25 protein-coding genes are annotated in these 23,345 nt (G+C 38.2%); 1 reads left to right on the top strand and 24 read right to left on the bottom strand.

The features are described from left to right. Positions 1-2 precede the first annotated feature (2 nt). The 22 genes from HMPREF3249_RS06050 to HMPREF3249_RS05950 form a co-directional block, all read right to left on the bottom strand. Positions 3-314 carry a single-stranded DNA-binding protein gene (locus HMPREF3249_RS06050; protein ID WP_070867527.1) on the bottom strand — a complete coding sequence of 104 codons (312 nt, stop codon included), beginning with the start codon at positions 312-314 and terminating at the stop codon, positions 3-5. A gap of 164 nt (positions 315-478) precedes the next feature. Continuing rightward, the gene (locus HMPREF3249_RS06045) at positions 479-2,263 is read right to left on the bottom strand and encodes a VirD4-like conjugal transfer protein, CD1115 family (protein WP_070867526.1); all 1,785 of its coding nucleotides are present in this window, start codon (positions 2,261-2,263) and stop codon (positions 479-481) included. Next, entirely contained in the window at positions 2,260-2,745 is a 486-nt protein-coding gene (locus tag HMPREF3249_RS06040; protein ID WP_070867525.1) for a PcfB family protein, read from the bottom strand. The genes HMPREF3249_RS06045 and HMPREF3249_RS06040 overlap by 4 nt, the downstream gene beginning before the upstream one ends. Beyond that, entirely contained in the window at positions 2,742-3,593 is an 852-nt protein-coding gene (locus HMPREF3249_RS06035; protein WP_070867524.1) for an ATP-binding protein, read from the bottom strand. Before HMPREF3249_RS06035 ends, HMPREF3249_RS06040 begins: the two co-directional genes overlap by 4 nt. Next, complete coding sequence (locus tag HMPREF3249_RS06030; protein ID WP_070867523.1) at positions 3,590-4,369, bottom strand: replication initiator protein A; 780 nt, start codon at positions 4,367-4,369, stop codon at positions 3,590-3,592. Before HMPREF3249_RS06030 ends, HMPREF3249_RS06035 begins: the two co-directional genes overlap by 4 nt. 88 nt (positions 4,370-4,457) lie before the next feature. After that, positions 4,458-4,739 carry a CD1845 family protein gene (locus HMPREF3249_RS06025; RefSeq protein WP_005541379.1) on the bottom strand — a complete coding sequence of 94 codons (282 nt, stop codon included), beginning with the start codon at positions 4,737-4,739 and terminating at the stop codon, positions 4,458-4,460. Between the two features lie 6 nt (positions 4,740-4,745). Next, positions 4,746-4,904: a hypothetical protein gene (locus HMPREF3249_RS09440; RefSeq protein ID WP_003042651.1), complete on the bottom strand. Its 159-nt coding sequence runs from the start codon at positions 4,902-4,904 to the stop codon at positions 4,746-4,748. Beyond that, on the bottom strand, positions 4,901-6,262 hold the full coding sequence (rlmD, locus tag HMPREF3249_RS06020; RefSeq protein ID WP_003042224.1) for a 23S rRNA (uracil(1939)-C(5))-methyltransferase RlmD: 1,362 nt from the start codon (positions 6,260-6,262) through the stop codon (positions 4,901-4,903). Before rlmD ends, HMPREF3249_RS09440 begins: the two co-directional genes overlap by 4 nt. A 75-nt stretch (positions 6,263-6,337) precedes the next feature. After that, complete coding sequence (locus HMPREF3249_RS06015; protein WP_021001854.1) at positions 6,338-7,675, bottom strand: LCP family protein; 1,338 nt, start codon at positions 7,673-7,675, stop codon at positions 6,338-6,340. 12 nt (positions 7,676-7,687) lie between these two features. Next, complete coding sequence (gene pheA, locus HMPREF3249_RS06010; protein WP_049534362.1) at positions 7,688-8,521, bottom strand: prephenate dehydratase; 834 nt, start codon at positions 8,519-8,521, stop codon at positions 7,688-7,690. Continuing rightward, the gene (locus tag HMPREF3249_RS06005) at positions 8,518-8,994 is read right to left on the bottom strand and encodes a shikimate kinase (RefSeq protein WP_049534361.1); all 477 of its coding nucleotides are present in this window, start codon (positions 8,992-8,994) and stop codon (positions 8,518-8,520) included. Before HMPREF3249_RS06005 ends, pheA begins: the two co-directional genes overlap by 4 nt. Then, positions 8,987-10,270 carry a 3-phosphoshikimate 1-carboxyvinyltransferase gene (aroA, locus tag HMPREF3249_RS06000; RefSeq protein ID WP_059220870.1) on the bottom strand — a complete coding sequence of 428 codons (1,284 nt, stop codon included), beginning with the start codon at positions 10,268-10,270 and terminating at the stop codon, positions 8,987-8,989. The genes HMPREF3249_RS06005 and aroA overlap by 8 nt, the downstream gene beginning before the upstream one ends. Before the next feature lie 118 nt (positions 10,271-10,388). Beyond that, positions 10,389-11,303, bottom strand: a complete 915-nt coding sequence (locus tag HMPREF3249_RS05995; RefSeq protein ID WP_049534356.1) for an L-lactate dehydrogenase — start codon at positions 11,301-11,303, stop codon at positions 10,389-10,391. Positions 11,304-11,516: 213 nt separating this feature from the next. Next, on the bottom strand, positions 11,517-11,855 hold the full coding sequence (locus HMPREF3249_RS05990; RefSeq protein WP_003029032.1) for a YlbF/YmcA family competence regulator: 339 nt from the start codon (positions 11,853-11,855) through the stop codon (positions 11,517-11,519). Positions 11,856-11,866: 11 nt separating this feature from the next. After that, positions 11,867-12,973 carry a prephenate dehydrogenase gene (locus HMPREF3249_RS05985; RefSeq protein WP_021001857.1) on the bottom strand — a complete coding sequence of 369 codons (1,107 nt, stop codon included), beginning with the start codon at positions 12,971-12,973 and terminating at the stop codon, positions 11,867-11,869. 9 nt (positions 12,974-12,982) lie between these two features. Then, complete coding sequence (locus HMPREF3249_RS05980) at positions 12,983-13,357, bottom strand: DUF1634 domain-containing protein (RefSeq protein WP_021001858.1); 375 nt, start codon at positions 13,355-13,357, stop codon at positions 12,983-12,985. Then, entirely contained in the window at positions 13,354-14,190 is an 837-nt protein-coding gene (locus HMPREF3249_RS05975; RefSeq protein WP_021001859.1) for a sulfite exporter TauE/SafE family protein, read from the bottom strand. The genes HMPREF3249_RS05980 and HMPREF3249_RS05975 overlap by 4 nt, the downstream gene beginning before the upstream one ends. Beyond that, positions 14,190-15,356: a chorismate synthase gene (gene aroC, locus HMPREF3249_RS05970; RefSeq protein WP_049534350.1), complete on the bottom strand. Its 1,167-nt coding sequence runs from the start codon at positions 15,354-15,356 to the stop codon at positions 14,190-14,192. The genes HMPREF3249_RS05975 and aroC overlap by 1 nt, the downstream gene beginning before the upstream one ends. A gap of 33 nt (positions 15,357-15,389) precedes the next feature. Continuing rightward, complete coding sequence (gene aroB, locus HMPREF3249_RS05965) at positions 15,390-16,457, bottom strand: 3-dehydroquinate synthase (protein ID WP_049534348.1); 1,068 nt, start codon at positions 16,455-16,457, stop codon at positions 15,390-15,392. 10 nt (positions 16,458-16,467) lie between these two features. Further along, positions 16,468-17,322 carry a shikimate dehydrogenase gene (locus HMPREF3249_RS05960; RefSeq protein WP_049534346.1) on the bottom strand — a complete coding sequence of 285 codons (855 nt, stop codon included), beginning with the start codon at positions 17,320-17,322 and terminating at the stop codon, positions 16,468-16,470. Continuing rightward, the gene (gene aroD, locus HMPREF3249_RS05955) at positions 17,312-17,989 is read right to left on the bottom strand and encodes a type I 3-dehydroquinate dehydratase (protein WP_049534343.1); all 678 of its coding nucleotides are present in this window, start codon (positions 17,987-17,989) and stop codon (positions 17,312-17,314) included. Before aroD ends, HMPREF3249_RS05960 begins: the two co-directional genes overlap by 11 nt. Further along, complete coding sequence (locus HMPREF3249_RS05950) at positions 17,986-19,149, bottom strand: class I SAM-dependent rRNA methyltransferase (protein WP_059220873.1); 1,164 nt, start codon at positions 19,147-19,149, stop codon at positions 17,986-17,988. The genes aroD and HMPREF3249_RS05950 overlap by 4 nt, the downstream gene beginning before the upstream one ends. Positions 19,150-19,397: 248 nt before the next feature. Between HMPREF3249_RS05950 and HMPREF3249_RS05945 the strand changes: the two genes are divergently transcribed. After that, the gene (locus HMPREF3249_RS05945) at positions 19,398-21,566 is read left to right on the top strand and encodes an LTA synthase family protein (protein WP_282185982.1); all 2,169 of its coding nucleotides are present in this window, start codon (positions 19,398-19,400) and stop codon (positions 21,564-21,566) included. Between the two features lie 58 nt (positions 21,567-21,624). Here the strand turns inward: HMPREF3249_RS05945 and HMPREF3249_RS05940 are convergent, their stop codons facing one another. Together HMPREF3249_RS05940 and deoD are read right to left on the bottom strand one after the other, a co-directional pair. Further along, positions 21,625-22,380, bottom strand: coding sequence for a hypothetical protein (locus tag HMPREF3249_RS05940; RefSeq protein ID WP_049534335.1), 756 nt, complete (start codon positions 22,378-22,380; stop codon positions 21,625-21,627). Then, positions 22,380-23,090 (bottom strand): purine-nucleoside phosphorylase, encoded by a 711-nt coding sequence (deoD, locus tag HMPREF3249_RS05935; protein WP_049534371.1) that lies wholly within the window; start codon positions 23,088-23,090, stop codon positions 22,380-22,382. The genes HMPREF3249_RS05940 and deoD overlap by 1 nt, the downstream gene beginning before the upstream one ends. Positions 23,091-23,345: the final 255 nt, after the last annotated feature.

Below are 23,345 nucleotides of genomic sequence, written 5' to 3'. Positions count from 1 at the left end.
AGTTATTCCTCCTCGTTTTCTTCTTTCTTTTCAATCTTGTTATATGACTTCACTACAAAGTTTTTGTAAGTCTTTCCCTCTTTTTCACGCTTCTTAAAGTAGCCGAAGATATGAATCAAATCGCCTTTCTCAAAGGCTTTTGCTATTTCTGTCTTTTCTCCATAGGCTGCACAGTTAATATACTCCTTGCCTTTACCGTACTTTTTTACAAGCGTGAAGTTTGCAACTTCTACCATTTCTCCGTCTTTTTCAAAGTTTGAAAAAGTTGGTTCCGCCACTAAGTTGGCGTTGATGTTAATCATTTCTTGTTTCATCTTTTTAAATTTCTCCTTTTCATTTCAATAAAAAAAGCGACCAGAAGTATTACTTTTCCAATCGCTGATACTCTTACTATTTAGTTTTCTTTTAAGTGGGACTTCTGATCCTTATCATCTTGCCTCCTGATTTTGAATAAAAAAACAGCAAATCTTTTTAAGACTTACTGCATTCTTGTAATAACCGTTTCTCTATTTAATTTTGCTTTTCCTTTTCGCTTCATATAGCTTTCTATGTCAAACAAATTCTTCTTATCATAGTCCTCAAGTAATCTATAGTTCTTATGCTTTGTAATATCGTATTTATCTGAAAGAAAAGGTCTGACACCTCTAAGCTGAAAGATACATTTACCACCGTCCATTACGGTAATCTCATCTTGACTCATCAGTTCTTTGCCTGTCTTTTGATAGTTTAAACCAAAGCTCTTTTGATTTGACCTTGTTTCCGATGTGTTATATAAATCTATCGTTTCTTTTCCCAGTGTTTCAGACAATTCTTTTAGTGTCGTTTTCTCCTTGCCACCAAGAAACAAGGTACTATCACAGTTACCTACGATTGTATCGGCATTATCCTTATAGATTGCCTTTAACTGAGATTGTGCTTGAAGTATGATACTTGCTGATATTTCTCTGGAACGGATTGTTGCTATAAGTTTCTCAAACTTTGGAATTAAGCCGATGTTTGCAAATTCATCAAGCAAGCATCTCACATGGACAGGTAATCGTCCGCCATATACATCATCTGCCTTATCACATAAGAGATTAAAAAGTTGTGAGTACATAATGGAAACTACAAAGTTAAAAGTATCGTCTGTATCAGAGATGATAACAAATAGTGCTGTCTTTCTATCTCCGAGGGTATCAAGCTCAAGTTCATCTTCTTTCATCAAGTCCCTAAGCTCTTGAATATCAAACGGAGCAAGCCTTGCACCACATGAAATAAGAATAGACTTTGCTGTTTTTCCGGCAGCCAATTTGTACTTTTTATATTGCTTCACTGCAAAGTGTGTAGGTTCTTTCTTCTCCAGTGCTTCAAAGAGTCTGTCTATCGGATTCATATATGTTTCATCATCTTCTCTTACTTCTGAAGCATCTATCATATCAAGTAGAGTTGCAAAGTTCTTTTCTTCTCTTGGAGCTTCATAGAAGATATACCCGATAAGTGCTGTATAGTAGAGCTTCTCCGCTTTAACCCAAAAATCTTCACCCGCTTTTTCTCCCTCACCTTTGGTATTTGCAATGATTGTCTGAACCAGTTTCAAAATATCTTTTTCAGAACGAATATAGGCAAAGGGATTGTATTTCATGCTCTTTTTGAAGTTGATGGTATTTAGGATTTTTATCTCATAGCCATTATCTTCAAGCATCTTACCGCACTCAAGGACTATCGTTCCTTTCGGATCGGTTACGCAATAACTACTGTGCATCTGCATAAGGTTAGGTTTGACATAAAATCTTGTTTTCCCGCTTCCTGATCCACCTATAACAAGCACATTTTTGTTACGAGCATACTTTGGATTAGCCGGTCTGCCATTCATAGTTAATCGTTCTGTTTGCGTAAACAGGATATTGTTTTGAAACTTTTCATCCATATATGGCTCTATATCTTTTTTCATTCCCCATCTTGCTGAACCATACTCTTTCCCCTGTCTAAACTTTTTAGCATTTTTCCCTTTGGTATATACGATAAATTTGATTAAAACAGCTACTACCACGCCCATTATAATATCCGTAGGATGAATGCTTGGAAGAAAGCTCATCGTATTAAGCTCTAATATCCCTTGAAAAATTTTGTCAATAATATCGCCACCTATATAGGCTCTTACATGATGTGAAAAGATATTACCTATATAGAAAAATGCAAGATAGGGAATGTTCTGCTTTAGAAACTTTACCTTATCTTGCACCTTAAATAAGTATTTGATGTCCTTTAATATTTTATCTATCATAGGCTCTGCTCCTTTTGTTTATTCTTGATTTTATCTTTGGAAACAGAGTTTTTAGCCATCTCCTTGAACTTCTCAATATTCTTATGAATGGACTCCTTTCTTTCCGTTTTCTTTTCCGATTCTGCAAGAGCGTGTTTAAAGGCTCTATTCATCACTTTCATATCTTTGGCTTGAAAGAATACAGAGTATTTGCCTGTTTCCTTATCTTTCATCACTGAAAACTTTACGCCATACCGATTAAGTTCTTTTTTCAGTTCCTTAAGCTCTGCTTCTTCAACCGGAATTTCTTCAAGCTGTCCCTTTTTAACCATATCTTTTAGCTTTACTTCATTTCCGTTGCTATTTACAAGTTTTTCAAGTCCTCCAAGCTTTTCTGCTTCTTTCATCAGTTTCTTTAATAAGTTCAGAATTAGCTTTCCTGTTACTTTAGCAGCTCTAACTTCCATATTCAGCGTTTTTCTTGCTATTTCTTCATTGATCAACTTATCTCACCTCCATTCAGCAGTCTGTCCTTATTCCGATTCAGTTTGTCCTTTTGAATAACCTTTCTAAAATCTTCTCCTACAACCATAACAGGAATACACATCTCTATGATTCTTGAGTAGATTCTTTGATACTCTACGCTATCCTTACAATTTTGGATTGTGTCATAGGAAAGATTAGTGGTAAAGATAGTCGGTTTCTGTTTTAAGTACCTGTTATTCACGATGTTATATACTTGCTCTTTGGCATAGCTTGTATCTCTTTCTATTCCTAAGTCATCCAAGATAAGAACGGAAATATTTACAAGAGATTCAATATATGCGTTCTTGTCAAAATCAAATCCTCCCTTTTGCAGCTCATTGATAATCTGTGCAAAATTTCTTATCTTAACCCCTACCTGATATTGTTCAATTAGAGCATTGGCGATAGAACAAGCAAGGTATGTCTTTCCACTACCTACCGAACCATAAAACAAAAGTCCTATATTTTCCTTTTTCATTTCCTCATAATCTTTTACAAAATTCTTGGCAATAATAAGGCTTTGATTTTCTTCTCCCTGATAATTTTCAAATGTGTATGACCACTGAATAATCGAGTTAAAGCAGCTACTCTTTAATCGCTCTATATCCAGCTGCTTTTGTCTTTCTTTTTCTTTTGCTTCTCTATTTCTATCGCATTTACAAGCAGTCTTAAATATCATCTTGTTATCAAAGAACTCCATCACTTTTCCGTCTTTTCTTTCATGACAAACTTTACAAAATGCGTGTCCATTCTTGATATATTCTTTTTCAGGATCGTAAGAATACTCTACATCTTCTATCATTACTTTTTCTAATTCTTTCATCATAGGTGTTCTCCTTTATCATATTCTTCCCATGTCGGGATATTTGATGTTTTCACTTCTTTACTTCTTCCCTGATCTTTATAAAACCAAGAAAGGATTGTCGCTTTATGGTCTTTATAGGTCTTTCCGGTGCTTTTGATATATGCAGATAATCTCTCAATGTAATTATCAAGCTGTGAGTTCATTATGATTTGTAAATCGGATATATCTTCTGCCGTTAAAAAAACATTTTGAAATGTTCCAAGCCCGTTTTCACCAAAACTATATTCTCTCTTACTATACTTACTCTTATTATTCTCTATATAGTTAGAGTCAAGATTTTGAACTTCCTGAAGTTCATTTTCTTTACTTCTGAGGTTAAAATCTTTTACTTCTGAAGTTAAGTTTTTTGACTTCTGAAAGTCATTTTCTTTTACCGCTAATATGCTCATAAAGTCTTTAACATATATGACATTCGGCTTACCAAGCCCAAGCCTTACTCTTTCAATCAGTCCGATTCCTTTTTTCATATCGAGTTCATCTAATGTTTTTATAGCTGTCGGCTTTGAGATATTTCTTCTTCTCATAATTTCTTCAACAGTAAAATAGATAAATACCCTGCCTTCCTTGTCTATCCAGTTATTCTTAAAAGACATCCCTGTTCGTTTAAGAAGCATTGAATAGAGAATAATTGCTTCTGATGATAATCCCCGAAATTCTTCTCCATCAACCAATATCTCCGGTACTTTTAAGAAATTAAATCTTTCCGCTCCTCTGTTATAGAAATAGTCAAAGTCCATCGCTTCACCTCCCTCCTTAAAAATTGGCAAAGAAAAAGACGATAGTTTTTCTTCTATCGCCTTTGGTAACCATTTGTATGAATTTTTTTTAGATTGATTTTATTGCTTCATTGATTCCCTGAAGGAATGCTATAACAGCTGCTCCGACCATCGGTATTCCATAAGGACTTAACAAAAATCCTAATACCAATGCCTCAATGCCAAGTGATATATCTTTTTGCATAAATGATCCTATTGCAGCAACTATACACATCAGCATTAAGAAATACAGAATAGTTGTTCCTATGCCAAGTATAAATGTCAGAAAGGCAGTAAGGATACTCAGCAGCAAGCTGATTGGAAATAAGATTATTTTTATTATCCATCTCATCATTTCTTATTCCTCACTTCCCAATTCATACTTTGTATCTCCACACACCATATCAATGCAAACATTCACATCTATATAATTTTTTAGGACTTTTTTTCGTCCACCTTCGCCATCTTCTACAAATACATAATGCTTGTAAAACTGCTTAAAATGCAGGATTTTCACGATTTCACTCTTTGTATCAACGCTATGCACTCCACATGATGTGTCATTGGAAATAAATCCACGGGCTGAACTTTTGTGAGTTTATAGCCTAGTTCTTGATAGAGCTTGATGTCACGTGCCATAGTGGCTACATTACAAGATATATAGATGATTTTCTTTGGATTCATGCTGACACTTGATTTGATAAAACTTTCAGTCAAACCTTTACGTGGCGGATCAACCATGATGACACTAGGTTTTATACCTTGATTTAGCCATTTTTTGATAGCATTTTCTGCTGAATCACAAACATAATGGGCATTGCTAATACTGTTTAGCTCAGCATTCTTTTTGCTATTTTCAACTGCTTGAGGGATAACCTCTACGCCATAGACTTCTTTGACGTGTTTCGCAACTGACAATCCAATAGTGCCAATTCCCGAATAGGCATCCACTACAATATCCTCTGTACTCAACTCAGCGAAATCAATCGCCGTTTGATACAGTTTCTCTGCCATCTCTGTATTGACTTGGTAAAATGCTGGGGCAGCAATTTGAAAGTCATTATCCAGCATGCGGTCAGTAATATAATCTTGTCCATACAGTACATGAAATTCCTTCCCAAAAATCGCATTACCTGACTGGTCGTTAATATTCTGCATGATAGATTTAATATTCGGAAATCGCACAACTAACTGTTCAATTAACTGATTTACACGGAAAATCTTCGGACGAGTTGTCACTAAAATAACCATGATTTCACCAGAGTAATGTCCACGACGAACCACAATATTGCGCATCAAACCAGATTGCTCTTTCTCATCGTAAGGTTTTAGGTCAAAACGACGCAGCAAATCCCGCACTGCCAAAACGACTTGGTCAATAACTGTATCCTGAATATAAAAATCCTCAATTGGCATTAAATCGTGCGAATTTTTTCGGAAAAATCCCGTTTCTAGCTGTCCATTGACACGGCGAACAGGAACCTGCGCTTTGTTTCGATAATGTAGTGGGTGCTCCATACCAAGGGTTGGTGCCACTTCGATATCTGCAATTCCAGCAATCTTGTAAAGACTATCTCTAACTTTCTTGGTTTTAAATTTCAATTGCTCACTATATTTTAGATGCCCAAGGTCAGCAATACCTGTCCTCAGATAAGCCACATCAACATCTTCGTTTCGATAAGGGGATTTCGTCAGATAGGCTTCTACCTTGCCAAAACCAATTTTTTTATTGACTTTCAGTATGCGCATACGGATACGTTCCGTAGGCAGAGCATTCTCTACAAAGAAAACCAGCCCCTCTGCCTTAGCTACTCCTGCACCGTCATGGCTCAAATCCACAATTTCAACTTCTATCACATCATTCTTTTTTAACATATATTTCTCTTTCTATCAGCTCTGCCATTTCCCAAAAAAAGAAAGCGACAGAATTATCACTTTCTATTCTATCATTTATCTGAGTCCAAGTTGTGCCAATTTTTCTTTATAGGCTTCAAAATCAACTAACAGTCCTTGACCGCCATACATATCATAGGCATCTATCCAATCTCCATTTTCAGGAATGGTCACCTTTTCAACACCATTACGAGCATTGGTAAGAGAAGACAAGCCGTGCGTTAGTAAAAAACTATACGGAACGTTGGTCGAGGTTAAAGCAAATACTTTGCCAAGCGCTTCAGAGCCTGTAAAAAGCTTCGTTGGGTCTTTGATTTGCTGAATAATCGCGCTCATCACCTCTTGTTGGCGACGTGTGCGTCCAAAATCTCCTTCGTCATCTTTACGAAAACGCGCGTAATTCAAAAGCGTGCGACCGTCCATTCGCTGTTTGCCAACCTTAATCGTCTGCTCTGGAACCACGCCGTCTTTCATATTGAGGTCGTCCGGCACCTGTACTTCACTCACTTTTTCACCATTGATAGTTGAAAAATTCGCATTCATTTCAACACCATTTGGGAAAAGGGTATCGATAGCTGTCGCAAAGGTCGAAAAGTCAACCAACGCATAATACTTAATGTCAATATCAAAATTGTCTTTCAGCACTTGACGTACTAATTCAGCGCCTTGATTGTTATTTTGCTCTCCAATGGCATATGCTACATTTAACTTTTGATCATAACCAGAACCTTGACTGACTCCATCAATGTGAACGAGCGTGTCTCTCATGAAACTGACGAGTTTCATTTTTTTATTTTTTCCACCGACATTTAAGACCATAATCGAATCTGTCCGCGTTTCAGAAGAAGATTGACCAATTCGTCCATCTGTACCCAAAATAAGTATATTCACACCGTCTTTGGTATCTTTCCCATTAAAGACTTCTGTTTGGGCAGCTTTGGCATTTGGATTGCTTTTTGAAGTGTTCAAGCCTTTTATAAACATGAACAACATGCCCCCTACAATGAGAACCAAAATTAAAGCAAGCCAAGCTAGAATCCGCTTCACACGTATTTTTCTATGCCGTTTTTCCTTTTTAGGCTTGGGTATATTTTCTACAACACTTTCAGCCACATTAGTTGGTATGTGCTCTGATTTAGCTCGTTTATTACGGCGACTTCTCTCTGGATATTGAGGGAGTCCCTGCTCGGTGTAACCAAAATTCTCAGGTACTTGTTGGTCAGAAAAGGTACCTCTCGATTCACGAGCTGATTCTACTCTTTGGTCTCCTTCTTGCTTTCTCAGAAGATATTGATATTCTTTTTTCTCGCGTTCATTTAAATAATGGATATTTTTGTAAAGATAGTCCAGTCTCAACTGCTCATGGTGGCTGAGATTATCTGATTTTTTACCCATGATTGCTCCAATCTACTGTTCTGAAATAGTATAAACGGTATAATTTCCTAAAATTTTATAAGTAATGCCAATCGCTTCTAACTCTTTCATCGCAAATGACACTAAATCCTCTTTTTCATTATTGATGTCCACAATGAAAAAATATTCTCCCAAAGCGGTCTTCAACGGGCGGCTTTCAATCTTTGTCAAGTCAATTCCCCGCCAAGCAAAAGTTGCAAGAGCTTTGTATAAAGCACCGGGCAAATTGTCTGGCAAAGTCAAAGCAAGCGTTATTTTCTTTTCCTTAGGATATAATGACAAAGTCGGAATCGACTGTCCCAGCAACCAAAAACGGGTGAAATTCTCAGCCATTTCTTGAATATTCTCTGCAATAATCTGCAGACCGTATTCACTAGCTGCACTCCTTGGCGCAATGGCTGCATAATTTTCTTCTGGATGCTGAGCCACAAAACGAGCCGCATAAGCTGTGCTAGCTGTTATTTCGATTTTAGCTTGTGGATAATGCTGGCGAACATATTTTTTCCCCTGCGCAATTGCCTGCGGATGAGAAAAGATTTTTTCTACTGGCTTATCAGCTGCCGTTGCCAATAATTGTTGTTTGATTGGCTGGACGATTTCTGCCACAGCATGAATGGCTGCTTGATGAAAAAGGTAGTCCAATGTTTCATGAACGCTTCCTTCAATTGAATTTTCAACTGGCACTACAGAATAATCCACTTCGCCTGTCTCGTAGGCTTTGACAACTTCCGTGATATTTTCAAAAGCCACCAATGTATCTGTTGGAAATGCTTCTTGCGCCACATGATGAGAAAAAGACCCTTTCGGACCTAAAAATCCAACTCTCATTGCAACACCTCCACGATTTGTTTAGGCGTCAAAGTAGTCACATCAATAACTTTTGTAGCCACTTCTTCATACCAAGTCTGACGTTGCTCGAAAAGATTTTTCAAATCAGCTTTGCTATTGTTCAAATAAAGTGGGCGCTGGTGAGCTTGATCTTCTTCAAGACGCTGGTAAAGCGTTTCAAAATCTGTTTTTAAATAAATATTTTCAGCGTTCTGCTTTAACAACTCGCGGTTTTGAGCATTGCTGATGATGCCACCACCGGTTGAGATGACTTGTTCTGACTGTAGCAATTCTTTTAATAATTCACTTTCTTTTTGCCGAAAAGCTGCTTCGCCATACTGCTCAAAATATTCTTTAATCGGCATTTCCAGTTTCTCTGACAAAAGCTCATCCATATCGATAAAATTTTCATCTAGCAAGCTAGCAATCGTTGACTTTCCAGCCCCCATGAAACCAATCAAAATCTTAGCCATGAAGTAAGTCCTCCAAATCAGCAAAGAAATTTGGATAGCTCGTATTGATAGCTTCGGCGCGCTCCAACTCGACTTGACCGTCGTTTACCAAAAGAGCTGCAATAGCCGTCATCATGCCAATTCGGTGGTCGCCAAATGTATGAACTTTAGCACCGTGAAGAGACGTTTTCCCTTTGATAATCATGCCGTCTTCTGTCGGAGTAATATCAGCCCCCATGCTATTTAGTGCATCTGCCACAACTTGGATACGGTCTGTTTCTTTTACTTTTAGTTCCTCTGCATCACGAATCACCGTTTGCCCCTTAGCTTGCGTGGCAAGAAGTGCAATGATTGGCAATTCATCAATTAAACGTGGGATAATTTCTCCGCCAATTTCTGTGCCAACTAATTCAGACGTCTCTATCGTTATGGTAGCGGACTTAGCAACTCTGTCTATATTAGACAAGTTTATATTTCCACCCATAGCTTTAACAACATCCAAAATGCCAGTCCGTGTTTCATTGATACCAACATTTTCCAAAATAATCTTAGAATTGGGAATGATAAGTCCTGCTACTATCCAGAAAGCCGCACTAGAAATATCTCCTGGCACCAGCACATTCTGTCCAGTAAACTCTTGTCCGCCTTGAACGCGGATTTCCTTTCCATTGACAGAAATCTGACCGCCAAATTGTTTAATCATATCTTCTGTATGATTGCGGGTCATTTCTTTTTCCACAATGACAGACTCGCCCTGAGCTTGTAAAGCCGCAAATATCAAAGCAGATTTAACCTGAGCAGATGCCACAGGCAAGGTATAATGAATGGGCTGTAAGTTCTTATTCCCATGAATGGTGAGCGGTGGCAAATCACGATTGGTTCGTCCAGCGATTTGCACCCCCATTTGACGAAGAGGAATCGTTATGCGATCCATAGGACGTTTAGATAAACTATCATCGCCAAACATTTCCACCGCAAAATCTTGCCCAGCTAATACACCTGAAATCAAGCGAATGGAGGTTCCAGAATTTCCCATATTCAGTTTGTTTGTCGGCGCTTGAAGACCAGCAAAACCCACTCCATGAATCGTTACTACATTGCCGTCATCTTCAATTTGAACACCTAAATCACGAAAAACTTGCATGGTGGATAAGACGTCTTTACCACGCAAAATATCGTGAACCGTTGTCACTCCCTTGGCCAAACTACCAAACATAATCGATCGATGACTAATAGACTTATCACCTGGCACACGAATGCAACCAGCTAACCCCTTTGCATTTGTACGTAACTGCATAGAAAACCTCATACCTGATTCTTTTTACATATTGTACCATAAAAAAAGGAGGGAAACAAAAGAGAGCGGGGAAAAAGCTTCATTTCGTTGAATTCAGCTTTTCCTCACCCTCTTAGAATTATAAACTTTCTGCAAATTTTTGCTTGATGAATTGTGCAGAATACGCTAATTTTTCTTCCTCTTTTTCCGTTAAACTAAGTTTGACTTGCTCAAGAATTCCCTCACGTCCTACAATCGCTGGATAACTCAGGTAGGTGTCTAATGGCTGATAATAATTTGATACTGGCAATTCTTCATGCGAATCCGATACAAGGGCTACTGCTAAACGGATAGCTGCGCTCGCAATACCATAAGATGTGTATTTTTTGCCATAAAAGACGGTATGCCCTCCTTTAAGGGCTTCTAGAGCAATTTCATCCAACTCCTCGACCGAAGCAAATGTAGAAATCGGTTGCCCTTTTATCCGTACTTGGCTCCAAGCTGTAAATTGAGAATTTCCATGTTCTCCAAGATTGTAGCCATAAACGCTTCGAGGATCGACACCAAAGCGAACACCAACTGCACGTTTCATACGAGCTGTGTCCAGTAGCGTTCCCGTTCCAATAACACGCTCTTTAGGCAGACCAGTATAGTGTTGATAAAGACTAGTAATGACATCTACTGGATTACTAATAACAATGATAATCCCTGTAAATCCAACTTTTTTCAATTGTTCAGCGACAAAAGGAACTTCCTTGGATGTAAAGGGTAATTCAGCAAATCGATCGGCGTTGGGGTTATCTTGTAATTTGATATTGCCCAGTGCTGACACCACCACATCCGCATCTGCCAACGCCTGATAATCATTAACAATAATATTTGCGTGATGATTCAAATTGGCTGCGGCGTCCTGAAAGTCAAGTGCATCTGCTTTGACTTTCGCTTCATTTTTATCAATCAACACATAATCATCAAAGGTTCCTTGCGCAATCAGACCATGCGCGACTGCGGCACCAACATTTCCCATACCAATAATCGCAATTTTACGTGACATAAAGCACCTCCATAAAATACACCGTTCAGCTTCACCATTAAACTGAAAATCTGTCTAGTTGATACATTTCATTATACTCAGAAATTAGTAAAAAACAAGTATTTAGTGGAAATATTCAGAAAATTCTCGCTAATTTGTTGAATCCTTTCTTCTCCTATGGATTTCATGCACATAAAAAGCTGGGCTAATTTTGCACCAGCTTGAATCATAACCTTATTTCAACAGTTCTTGAACTGGATCAAAAATGATGCGTTCAATATCAGCCAAGTAAATAGATAATTGTTGTTGTTTATTGAAAAATTCAGTCAGGGCAGGATTGCCTTGAATCTTATCCCCAAACGACTTCATCTTGTCTTGCACTTCTTGCGTTGGCATTTGACCTGATTGCGCCATAGCTTGCAGTTCTTGTTGGAAAGCTAGATAGTCCTTTAAAAGGTTCTTTGCTTCACTATCAGCATCTACTGCTTTTTTGCTTTCGACAACGGCTTTGTACTCAGGAAGGTCACGTAGAGTACGGCTTAATTCATTCGCTAAATCATAAATATTTGACATAGTTTTCCTCCTTAATCTAAAAAGACTTGATAATGTGTCTTTTCTCTTATTATTTTAGCAGATTTTTCCAAATCTTCGCGATTTTTAAAGGTAATTTGCAAAATTCCGTTAATATCTTCGCGATTTTCTTCGTTAATGTGAATATTGACAATGGATGTTCCCCTTAGAAGTTCCAACACTCCTAAAACAGCATCTTCTTCATCGGGAACATTGATGAAAATGTCATAAAAGCTATCCACACCTGCTCGTTTATGAATTTCCATAGCTTTTCGCACTTGGCGACCATGCTGAAAGAAATTCCAAATCACATCTTCATTTTTATTCTGAATAGCAAGTGAAATAGTATCCAATCGCTTCTTAAAATCCTCTATCCTCTCTAAAATAGCATCTGGATTTGTCAATAAAATCGAAGTCCACATGCTCGGTTCACTTTCTGCAATCCGTGTCATATCACGAAATCCCCCAGCAGCGAAATGCTGCGTCATTTCGTGCTGTTGAATATAGGCAGCGGCTTGATCCATAAGACTAGAAGCGAGGATATGCGGAAAATGACTAATCTGGCTGGTGACCCGGTCATGCTCTTTGGCATCAATCTCGATAAAGCGAGCATGCAGACCAGATAAGAGATTCTTCATTTCTGCTATCGTGCCTTCTTTCGTCAAATGAGACGGAGTAAAAATATAATAGGCGTTTTCAAAGAGATTTATATCTGCTGCACTAGCACCTGACTTATGACTACCAGCCATCGGATGAGCACCTACAAATCGAATAGTTTTTTCCTTTAGAGCTTCTTCAGCAGCAGCTACAATTTCAGCTTTGGTAGAGCCTGCATCTGAGATAATCACATCTTTTTTCAAATCTAGAGTTGCTAATTGCCTGATAAACTCAATGGTTTGCTTGATAGGGACAGCAAGAATAATCACATCTGCCAGAGGAGCAAATTCAGCAAACTGATTGGTCACTTGATCTACCATGCCTTTTTCAAGGGCAATTTTTCGGGATTCTTCTCCACGATTGTAACCTAATATAGTATAGTCTAGATGATCACGTCGAATTCCAAGTGCGATTGAAGAACCAATCAAACCAAGACCCGCAATATAAATAACTTTCTTTACCATGCTTACTCCTTACTTTGGCTCAACGATAAATCCCAGAACAATCGATACTAAAATAATAACCATAACAATCGCTGTGAAAATCGTATACATTTTATCTTTTGTTTTGACAAAAATGATAAAAGTTGAAATCACTCGAAAAATCGGTGTCAAAATAAGCATAAAAGCCCCTAGTAACATAAACGTCACTGCATCAAAAATGGAATGGCTCTTCACATAGGCAACTGGATTAAACTGTTCCAAATTTTTTAAAGAAATGACCTGCTGACCACTAAAAAGGTAAAGAACCAAGCCAATAAACATAAAAAGAATGGAGAGAAAAATTCCTATGCGAAGAATTTTCCCCATGACCAAATCCAGCTCTTCTTTTTGCATTTTATCTGTCATTGCATACCTCGTATAAACATCTGCACACCCAGAGCTAATAAAGCGACTAGAAAAATCCAGCGCAATACTTTTACAGGTACATAAGGCATGATGCGGCTTCCGATGAAAGAACCTGCTAAAACACCCAAGGCGATTGGTGTAACCAATACCGGGTTGATTTGTCCTATAAAAAGGTAAAAGATAGCTGAAGCCGTTCCTGTCACTCCCATCATAAAGTTAGAAGTTGCTGAACTAGCTTTTAAAGGCATTTTCATAACAGTATCCATGGCCAATACTTTGAAAGCACCCGCACCAATTCCTAAAAGCGCCGACATAACACCTGCAAAGAACATGACAACAGAGCCACCGGGGACATTGGTCACTTGATACTTGATTGTTTGATTGAGACCTTTGTCAAAATATTCACCACCGAGATTTAATTTCTCTGCGATAGCATCATTGTGACTCACATTCTGATTGTCCTTTTTATCATGAATCTTCTGGTACATATTAAATGCTTGAAAGAGCATGAGAGCGCCATAAAGTAAGAAAAGGACTTGTGAATCTGTTATCACTGATAACATAGCGCCTACAAAAGCTCCTAAAGTCGTAAAAATTTCCAAAAACATGGCAATTCGCAGATTGAGCATATCATCTTTGAGATAGGCAATCGCAGACCCTGAACTAGTCGCTAAAACTGCAATAATAGAGGCTCCTACCGCATACTTAATGTCCACCCCAAATAAGAGAGTGAGTACAGGCGTGATAACAATTCCGCCTCCAAGTCCTAATAAAGCGCCCAAAATTCCTGCAAAAATTCCGACCAAAGTCATTGTAAAAATATAGGTGAGCATTAAAATCCTTTCACATAATCGCGGTGTTGTTGAACGGCTTCTTTTAATTCTTTCAGATTGTCTGAAGAGAATTTCTCCAAAACCTCAGTTGCAAGCACTGTTGCAACAACAGCTTCCATAACAACACCAGCAGCTGGAAGAGCTGTCGGATCGCTTCGCTCCACCGTTGCCTTATAAGGCTCATGTGTCTCAATATCAACGCTCATAAGTGGCTTGTAGAGAGTTGGAATCGGCTTCATCACTCCGCGCACTACAATAGGTTCTCCGTTGGTCATACCGCCCTCGAAACCGCCCAAATTGTTGGTGCGACGAGTAAATCCATCCTCTTTAGACCAGATTATTTCATCCATCACTTGACTGCCCTTAAGCCGCCCTGCTTCAAAACCAACTCCAAATTCCACACCTTTAAATGCATTGATAGAAACCACTCCTTGAGCAATTTTAGCATCTAGTTTTCTATCCCATTGAACATAGGAACCAAGCCCGACTGGCACACCACCGACAATGGTTTCAACAATTCCACCAATCGTGTCACCATCTTTCTTTATCTGATCAATATAGGCTTTAATTTCCTCTTCACATTCTGGATTGACAATCGAAACTTCTGACTGACGAGCACGTTTCTTGATTTCAGAAACGGTCAGATTTTCCGGAACCTCAATGTCAATGCCACCGAAAGTTACGATATGACTAGCTACCTCAACTCCGATTTCTTCTAAAAGACGCTTAGCAACAGCTCCCACCGCAACCCGCATGGTCGTTTCACGCGCAGAAGAGCGCTCCAATGAATTACGCAGATCATCAAAACGATATTTCATACCTCCGACCAAATCTGCATGACCCGGACGAGGTTTAGTAATCTTGCGCAGCTCTTTTTTCTTGTCCTCCACATCTGCTACATTCATGATGTCCAACCATTTTTGATGATCTAGATTGGCCACATTGAGTGTAATCGGTCCCCCTATGGTTCGCCCATGCCGAACACCAGAAGTAATTTCCACTTTGTCACTCTCTATTTTCATACGAGCTCCACGACCATATCCGCCCTGACGGCGTTTCAACTCTGCATTGATATAGTCAGCTGTCAAAGGAAGCCCAGCTGGCACTCCTTCAATGATAGCTGTCAAACGCGGTCCATGTGACTCCCCAGCAGTTAAATATCTCATTCCGTTACCTCATCTGTTGTTACTATTTAGCACTTACTTTTCTAAATAATCTTTCATCTCTTCTAAAGGAATCTGATGAATGGCAGTCCTGCCTAATTCTGGAACAATGACTAATTTGATTGTCTTTCTACGAGCTTTCTTATCATGAAGTAAGGCATGATAGAGCTCTTCTTGTCGCCAAGGTTGATAATCGGTCGGAAGACCAAACTTACAGCACATTTTTTCAATATCTGTGGTAATTCCTTTAGGCATCAGCCCCTTTTTTTCTGCTACGTATGCTACTTGAACCATGCCAATAGCCACGGCTTCTCCGTGCATGACTTTGCCATAACCAGCAGTCGCCTCCACTGCATGACCAATCGTATGTCCAAAATTTAGATAAAGGCGCACACCATTGTCAAGTTCGTCTTCCACTACTAGCTTTCGTTTGACATTGCAAGAATGATAGATGATACTTTCTGCATGCTCCAAAATGGATTCTGGACTACCATACATGTCAGACAGTTCCTGCCATAGCTCCACGTCCTCAATCAAACCATACTTGATGACCTCTCCCATGCCTTCAATCAATTCACGTTGTCCTAAAGTTTTTAAAACATCTGGGTCAATCAGAACTCCGTCCGGCTGAGTAAAAGTACCCACCATGTTCTTAGCCCACGGCGTATTGACTCCTGTTTTCCCACCAATCGAAGAATCTACCTGAGCCGTCAAACTCGTCGGTATCTGTACAAAATGAATGCCTCGCATATAAGTTGAAGCTGCAAAGCCAGCCAAATCACCGACCACACCGCCACCCAAGGCAACAATACCATCACTGCGGGTCATCCCTACTTTAGCGAGAAATTCATAAACTTTATTGACCGTTGTTAAATTTTTACTAGCTTCCCCTTCCAGAAAATCAAATACAAACACTTCAAAGCCAGCAACTTCTAAGCTGCGTTTAACTGTTTCAGCATACAGACTTGCCACATGATTATCTGTGATGACAACGACCTTTTGAGCTGACCATAAACTTGCCAACCATTCTCCAGCTTTAGCTAAAGTCCCTTTTTCAATGACAATATCGTAAGGATGATTGGGGATATTCACATTTAATTTCATAGGCAACTCCTTATTTGTATTTTTTTTCCAATGTCTGCCAAATTTCTTTAGTTGGCATTTCTTTTCCTGTCCACAATTTGAATGCTTCTGCTGCTTGATACAGCAACATTCCCAAGCCATTCACTACTTCAACTTCTTGTCCTTTTGCCCATTTTAAAAATGGGGTTTCAAACGGCTGGTAAATCACATCTGCCACAAGAAGTGAATGTGGTAAACGAATACTGCTTGGTATCGGTAAAGCCTTACCGTCCATACCTAAACTGGTCCCATTGACCAATAAAGCAGAAATGTTAATTTTTTCTTGCAATAATTCTTGATTTTCTAAAGGTAATACCCAAATCTTCGCTGCAGTCTTCTGCTGAATTTCCTTCATTTTCTGCGAAACGCGTTCAAAAGAAGAATGGCGCGTAAACACAAAAATCTCATCAACACCATCTAAAGCAGCCTGCACAATAATCGCTGTCGCTGCCCCACCAGCTCCAAGCATGACCATTTTCTTACCCTTGACGACAAAAGAAGGCAAGCTCATAAAAAATCCCTTGCCATCTGTGTTATAACCAATCAATTTTCCATTTTGATTCACGACAGTGTTCACCGCCCCAATCATCTGCGCAGCCGGCGTGAGCTCATCTAAAAAAGGAATCACAGCCTGTTTATAAGGCATAGACAAATTGATTCCAAACATATCGTAACGACGAATATTTTCAACAGTTGCTTTCAAGTCATCCTGTGAGATTTCCCAAGCCACATAAACTCCATTAACGCCCGTTTGCTCAAACGCTGCATTATGGATAAAAGGAGAAATACTGTGTTTGATTGGGTTGGCGACAACTGCCACTAAACGAGTATAGCCGTCAATTTTCATTCAAAATCTCCTGAATTTGCTTCATATTAATAAGAGAAATTTGACCTGGCGCACTGGATTCATCCAAGCTTGCAAATGACCAACTCGAGCCTGTTAAATCTGCTGTTATCCGCGAAATCTTTCCAATTTGACCCATGGAAATCGTTACAAAATCCTGATCTGGATTTAAGGTTTTAAAACCACGCGTATAGTTCATCAAGTCCAACACATCTTGCTCGCTACGTGCCATAACAGAAACTTTCACCACTTTTGGTGTCAAACTGGTCAATTCAGATAAAATTTCCATCATATTTTCAGGCGTTTCTTTAAAATTATGATAGCTCAAAACAAGATTTGGAAAATCCAACATTTCCTCAAATCTATTTTTGTGAGAAAAATATTCAAAATCAATATAGTCTGGCTGATAAATCGTTGAGATTTCCTTAATGGTAGAAATATATTCATCATCCGTCAATTCAATATTTCCACCTTCGCCAATTGTTCTCAAAGTGAAAATCAATTCACGACCAGCAAATTTTTCAAAAATAGCAGGTGCAACGGTCAAAATATCATCTTTTGCTAAAAAATCAGCACGCCATTCAATAATGTCCGCGTCATCATAACGCGAGCTATCAATATTCTGCGCTTCCTCTAAATTTTTCGGCATCACTGATACGACTAATTTCATTTGTTCACCTTAATGGTAAATACCTTGAGGTAATTACTTCTTTCATCTTTTTTATTATAAGTAAAATCTGCTGGTAAACCGTATTCTTTCAAATAACGGTGCTTTATTCCTGCAAAACCTTTTTCAATTTCTTTTTTAAACTTAGTACGTGAAACATTCGCAGCATTTGTACTAGCAATGATAATCCCTTGGGGATTTAAAATTTCTAAAGACTGAGCAATTAACTTATGATAATCCTTCGCCACAGAAAAAGTTTGTTTTTTATTTCTTGCAAAACTCGGCGGATCTAACACAATTACATCATAAGTCAAACCATGTCTCTTAGCATATCTAAAGTAGTCAAATACATCCATCACAAAAAATGTATGGTTGCTTAAGTCAAGATTATTCTCTCTAAAATGGGCTTCAGATAACTCACGACTTCGTTTTGCCAAATCAACGGAGGTTGTCTGACTGGCTCCTCCCATCGCTGCCGCAACCGAAAAAGCTGCCGTGTAGGAAAACATATTTAACAGCGACTTACCAGCTGCTAGACCGTCTACCAAGCTACCACGCACCTCATGCTGATCAAGGAAAATTCCTGTCATCAATCCATCATTTAGAAATACTTTATAACGAACGCCATTTTCCAAAATTGGGAAAAATGCTGGCGCTTCTTGCCCGTATAAATGAGCAGACTCAACATTCAAACCCTTGAAACGAATTTTCTCATACGCTCCTGTAACTTCTGGAAAAACCTGCTGAAATGCTTGAACAATAGTATCTTTAATCTCGTAAACAAAGAGATTATACCAAGAAAAAACAGCATATTCTTGATACAAATCTATTGTCAACCCACCAAATCCATCTCCTTCTTGATTAAAAAGGCGGTAAGCTGTTGTCTCTTTTGATTGTTGATAAACTTGTCGCTTTTCTTTCGCAGATTGGAATAACTGACAGAAAAACGAGACATCTAAAGTTACTTTCTTCTGTGAGACAAACCAGCCGATACCCTTATTTTGCTCTGATAAGTATGCGACGCCTACAAAATTTCCTTTTGCATTTACCAGTTCTACAACTTGATGATCAAAAGAAAGTGAAGGAAAATCTTGTTTTTCTAAAACAAATCGTCCTTTTTTTATGTTTTCTTCAGTATAAGAAGGAATCGTAAGCTGTTTCATAAGCTCTATTATATCAAATGTTATGAATTTTCTCAAAAAAATGTATTACTTATTACAAAATGATTGCAAAAAATGTGTTTATATGTAAAAATTCTATTTATTCTCAATGGATAAAAATCCTTTCTCTGTTTTTTATCTAGCAAAAGAAAATGCAACATTTTAAATTACCAACTTAAATCAAAAATATGTTATACTTAGTAGTGAAAATTTTAGGAAATAAGACAAGGAAGTATATATTTGTGAAAACTATGACTAGGAAGATGCTCAACTTCATGAGTACAAGACTAGGTTTTGTCTTGACCTTACTGACCCTTTATTGGCTAAAAACCATGTGGGCCTATTCTGTTGATTTTAATCTAGATATTCAAGGCGCCTATCAAGTCTTTCTCGCTATCATCAATCCTCTTCCATTAGGATTATTACTGATTGGACTAGCATTTTATATTAAAAAAACCAAGGTTTTCTATATTCTAGCAGTTGCGCTTTATATTTTATTATTTGTCTGGCTCATTTCAAACTCTATCTATTATCGCGAGTTTAGTGATTTTGTTACTGTCAATACCATGCTCGCTTCAAGTAGTGTTTCTGCTGGTCTGGGAGAAGCTGCTCTTGAGTTATTTAGACCTGGAGATTTGATTTACATCATTGATTTTCCAATCTTAGGTTTTCTTTTTTATAAAAAATGGATTCGTTTAGATGATCGGCCATTCAACAAGCGAGCTAGTTTTGCAATTACTGCTCTGTCTAGTATGCTATTTTCAGCCAACCTCTTTTTAGCAGAAGTTGACCGCCCAGAGTTATTGACACGCGGCTTCTCTAATTATTATGTTGTCCGCGCCCTAGGGTTGCCAGCCTTTCTTGGCTATAGTGCTAATCAGACTTATAGTGCCAACAAAGAACGCTCCAAAGCAAGTGCTGAAGATTTGAAACCAGTTGAAGAATACGTCAAGTCACACTATGCCGAGCCAAATAAAGAGTATTACGGAATTGCTAAAGGTAGAAATGTCATCTATCTTCATTTAGAAAGTTTCCAACAATTCCTGATTGATTATAAATTAAAGTCTGATGGCAAAGAATACGAAGTAACACCTTTCCTCAACTCACTATATCATTCCAACTCAACTTTTGCTTTTTCTAATATCTTTAATCAAGTAAAAGCCGGAAAAACATCTGATGCAGAAACCATGCTAGAAACTGGTTTATTTGGTCTCAATCAGGGGTCCTTTATGGTAAACTATGGTGGAACAAACACGCAGCAAGCTGCTCCGTATATTCTCTCAAAAAATGGATATAATTCTAGTGCTGTTTTCCACGGAAATGCTGGTAGTTTCTGGAATCGAAACACCACCTACAAACAATGGGGATATAACTATTTCTTCGATTCTTCTTACTTCTCTAAGCAAGACAAAACAAATTCATTCCAATATGGCTTGAATGATAAGATTATGTTCAAAGATTCTATTAAATATCTTGAACATTTGCAACAACCATTTTATGCAAAATATATCACCGTTTCTAATCACTATCCCTATACAACTAGCTTGATTGGAGACGAGACTGGTTTCCCACTTGCTTCGACTAAGGATGAAACAATCAATGGTTATTTTGCAACGGCCAATTATCTAGATTCTGCCGTTAAATCATTCTTTGACTACTTAAAAGCGTCTGGTCTTTATGAGAATTCAATCATCGTTCTTTATGGTGATCACTACGGTATCTCTAATTCACGGAATCCTTCGCTGGCACCACTACTAGGCAAAAACTCTGAAACTTGGTCTAGCTACGACAATGCCATGCTCCAAAGAGTTCCTTATATGGTTGTTATTCCTGGTATGACAAAAGGAAAAGTCATTAATACCTATGGCGGGCAAGTTGACCTTTTACCTACTCTGGAACATTTGCTCGGTATTGACTCTAAACAATACTTACAAGTTGGTCAAGATTTGCTCTCTCCAAAACATCAACAAACCGTTGCCTTCCGTTCATCAAACTATTTCGTAACTCCTAAGTATACTAGCTATAGTGGACGTACTTACTACACAGAAACAGGAGAAGAAATTACCAATCCAGATGAAACAACTAAGGCAGAATTGGAAAAAATCCGCAACACAACTAATGAGCAGTTGAAAATGAGTGACCTGATTCAAACCGGAGACTTGCTTCGCTTCTATACTGGAAATGATTTAGGGAAAGTGAATCCTAAGGACTATTCTTATACCAACTCACTTAAATCATTATTATCTATTGAAAAGAAAAAAGGTGATGAATCTACAAGTCTTTATAGCAAACGAGGTGGTAATTCAACTGTTGATCTGTTTAATTCCCCAAGCTATCGTGCTCTTCACCCTGAACAATTTGAATCAACAAGTAGCGGTTCTTCCTCATCAACAGAAGAATCCAGCTCTTCTTCTAAATAACCAAAAATCCCATACAAGTAAAATGAACTGTATGGGATTTTATAATGAAAGAAAGCACTCAATCTATCAATGTTTTGATGACTCGATTGACTTGATCAAAGAAAAATTGCTCCTCGTCATAAGTAATGCCTGTTGCTTTTGCCAACAAAATCAATATTTCCATAAAAAATTGAGAAGAAAAACCTGTAGTGGAATGCAATTCTTCTTCGTCAAAATGTTTAATTAAATGCGCTAATGGGTTCCGAACGGATTTCTCCAACTTTCGTAGTTCTTTGACCATGATTTTAACTTGCTCTGGTAAATCCAACAGTAAAATCAAGCTAGCCAGACTAGAAGAATGAACTGGACTTTCAGCATGGAAAGTACTCAAAATAGGATGAGCTGTATTTTTCATCTTTTCAAAATTCCAACGATCGTAACTCGCTTCTCTGGAATTATGAATGTAGGATTCAATATCAGGAATTTCCAGCTTGATTAAACGCATAAAAATCCGATAAATCGCCGGACTAACGGCACGAATAAAGTCAATCACTTGTTCGTTTTTAAGCTTTGCTTCTAAGTCATATAGATAATTCGCTAATTGCTCATCTTCCTCAGACTCATGACAAAAAAGTTGAAAATCATTTCTAATTTTCAACTGATATTCCATAGCAGGGCGAATATTTAACTCTCTCCGCTCTGCCATGATATACAAAAGTTCAACTAGCTTTGATTCTGCATCGTTCAGTCTTTGAGCCAATTTATAGGCATGAGCATAATCATAGCGAGAAATAGCATACACTATTTCTTCTTTTATATCTAAATTTCCAAGCATCACTCTGAAATAATCGTTTCTAAGCCGACTTTCATCATATCTGTGAAAGTCGTTTGACGTTCTTCTGCTGTTGTATCTTCGTCAAGATTAACCAAGCTATCTGAAATAGTCATAATGCCAAGTGCTTCGACATTATATTGAGCCGCTAGATAGTAAAGAGCTGCCGCTTCCATTTCCACAGCCAGAACTCCCATTTTACCAAGTTCAATATTTTTTTCACCATAGTTTGAGTAGAAAACATCTGATGATAAGACACTTCCAACGTGCGTAGTCATACCAAAATCCTTGGCAAGGTGATAAGCCTTATCTAAAAGACGAAAACTTGCAATTTGTGGAAAGTCATATTGAGGCCAATCATTACGAATGATATTTGAATTTGTCGCTGCTGCTTGCGCTAATACCAATTCACGTACATGAACGTCTTTATTCAACGAACCAGCCGTTCCTACACGAATTAAACGTTTCACGCCGTAGTTAACAATCAACTCATGTGCATAGATAGAAATAGACGGAATTCCCATTCCAGTTCCCATAACACTAACACGATGCCCCTTATAAGTTCCTGTATAGCCAAACATGTTGCGAACTTCATTGAAGCATATAGCGTCCTCTAAGAAGTTTTCAGCAATAAATTTGGCACGGAGTGGGTCTCCAGGTAGTAAAATTTTATCGGCAATTTCGCCTTGTTTTGCTGCAATATGGATTGACATAAGTAAGATACCAAGCCCGTCAAAAACCAAACTGAAAAGTACAAGCGCTAAAAAACTTTTCTTAGGAGCTTATTCATCTCAGAAAGGATTGCGTGTGGGTTTTATTCCTTTCGTTTTTAGTTGAGTTCAGAAAGAGATGTGATTGTACGCTCAATCTTCGACTCTTTTTACATTTATGTTTTTTATAGTTCTGCAAGGATTGCTTTTACAAGTCCTTTAAAGTTTTCCTTGATACGTTCTGTCACTTCTACGACT

Source organism: Streptococcus sp. HMSC36C04, assembly GCF_001839535.1.
GTDB classification, from domain to species: Bacteria; Bacillota; Bacilli; order Lactobacillales; family Streptococcaceae; genus Streptococcus; species Streptococcus hominis.
Note: the sequence above shows the minus strand (reverse complement) of the source record. Positions and strands in the feature narration are given on the sequence as shown.

Bases quoted from the DNA above. Each gene is read 5' to 3' on its own strand.
- HMPREF3249_RS05960 (WP_049534346.1), bottom strand. From the start codon at position 17,322: ATGAAAATTGACGGCTATACTCGTTTAGTGGCAGTTGTCGCCAACCCA.
- HMPREF3249_RS06050 (WP_070867527.1), bottom strand. From the start codon at position 314: ATGAAACAAGAAATGATTAACATCAACGCCAACTTAGTGGCGGAACCA.
- HMPREF3249_RS05950 (WP_059220873.1), bottom strand. From the start codon at position 19,149: ATGAAACAGCTTACGATTCCTTCTTATACTGAAGAAAACATAAAAAAA.
- HMPREF3249_RS05975 (WP_021001859.1), bottom strand. From the start codon at position 14,190: ATGCTCACCTATATTTTTACAATGACTTTGGTCGGAATTTTTGCAGGA.
- HMPREF3249_RS05995 (WP_049534356.1), bottom strand. From the start codon at position 11,303: ATGTCACGTAAAATTGCGATTATTGGTATGGGAAATGTTGGTGCCGCA.
- pheA (WP_049534362.1), bottom strand. From the start codon at position 8,521: ATGAGAGTTGGATTTTTAGGTCCGAAAGGGTCTTTTTCTCATCATGTG.
- deoD (WP_049534371.1), bottom strand. From the start codon at position 23,090: ATGTCAATCCATATTGCAGCAAAACAAGGCGAAATTGCCGATAAAATT.
- HMPREF3249_RS05980 (WP_021001858.1), bottom strand. From the start codon at position 13,357: ATGACAGATAAAATGCAAAAAGAAGAGCTGGATTTGGTCATGGGGAAA.
- HMPREF3249_RS05945 (WP_282185982.1), top strand. From the start codon at position 19,398: ATGACTAGGAAGATGCTCAACTTCATGAGTACAAGACTAGGTTTTGTC.
- HMPREF3249_RS05990 (WP_003029032.1), bottom strand. From the start codon at position 11,855: ATGTCAAATATTTATGATTTAGCGAATGAATTAAGCCGTACTCTACGT.
- aroA (WP_059220870.1), bottom strand. From the start codon at position 10,270: ATGCAGTTACGTACAAATGCAAAGGGGTTAGCTGGTTGCATTCGTGTG.
- aroB (WP_049534348.1), bottom strand. From the start codon at position 16,457: ATGAAATTAAATGTGAATATCCCCAATCATCCTTACGATATTGTCATT.
- HMPREF3249_RS06005 (WP_049534361.1), bottom strand. From the start codon at position 8,994: ATGGCTAAGATTTTGATTGGTTTCATGGGGGCTGGAAAGTCAACGATT.
- HMPREF3249_RS06045 (WP_070867526.1), bottom strand. From the start codon at position 2,263: ATGATAGATAAAATATTAAAGGACATCAAATACTTATTTAAGGTGCAA.
- HMPREF3249_RS05985 (WP_021001857.1), bottom strand. From the start codon at position 12,973: ATGGTAAAGAAAGTTATTTATATTGCGGGTCTTGGTTTGATTGGTTCT.
- rlmD (WP_003042224.1), bottom strand. From the start codon at position 6,262: ATGTTAAAAAAGAATGATGTGATAGAAGTTGAAATTGTGGATTTGAGC.
- HMPREF3249_RS06030 (WP_070867523.1), bottom strand. From the start codon at position 4,369: ATGGACTTTGACTATTTCTATAACAGAGGAGCGGAAAGATTTAATTTC.
- aroD (WP_049534343.1), bottom strand. From the start codon at position 17,989: ATGAAATTAGTCGTATCAGTGATGCCGAAAAATTTAGAGGAAGCGCAG.
- HMPREF3249_RS06035 (WP_070867524.1), bottom strand. From the start codon at position 3,593: ATGATGAAAGAATTAGAAAAAGTAATGATAGAAGATGTAGAGTATTCT.
- HMPREF3249_RS06015 (WP_021001854.1), bottom strand. From the start codon at position 7,675: ATGGGTAAAAAATCAGATAATCTCAGCCACCATGAGCAGTTGAGACTG.
- aroC (WP_049534350.1), bottom strand. From the start codon at position 15,356: ATGAGATATTTAACTGCTGGGGAGTCACATGGACCGCGTTTGACAGCT.
- HMPREF3249_RS06025 (WP_005541379.1), bottom strand. From the start codon at position 4,739: ATGAGATGGATAATAAAAATAATCTTATTTCCAATCAGCTTGCTGCTG.
- HMPREF3249_RS05940 (WP_049534335.1), bottom strand. From the start codon at position 22,380: ATGCTTGGAAATTTAGATATAAAAGAAGAAATAGTGTATGCTATTTCT.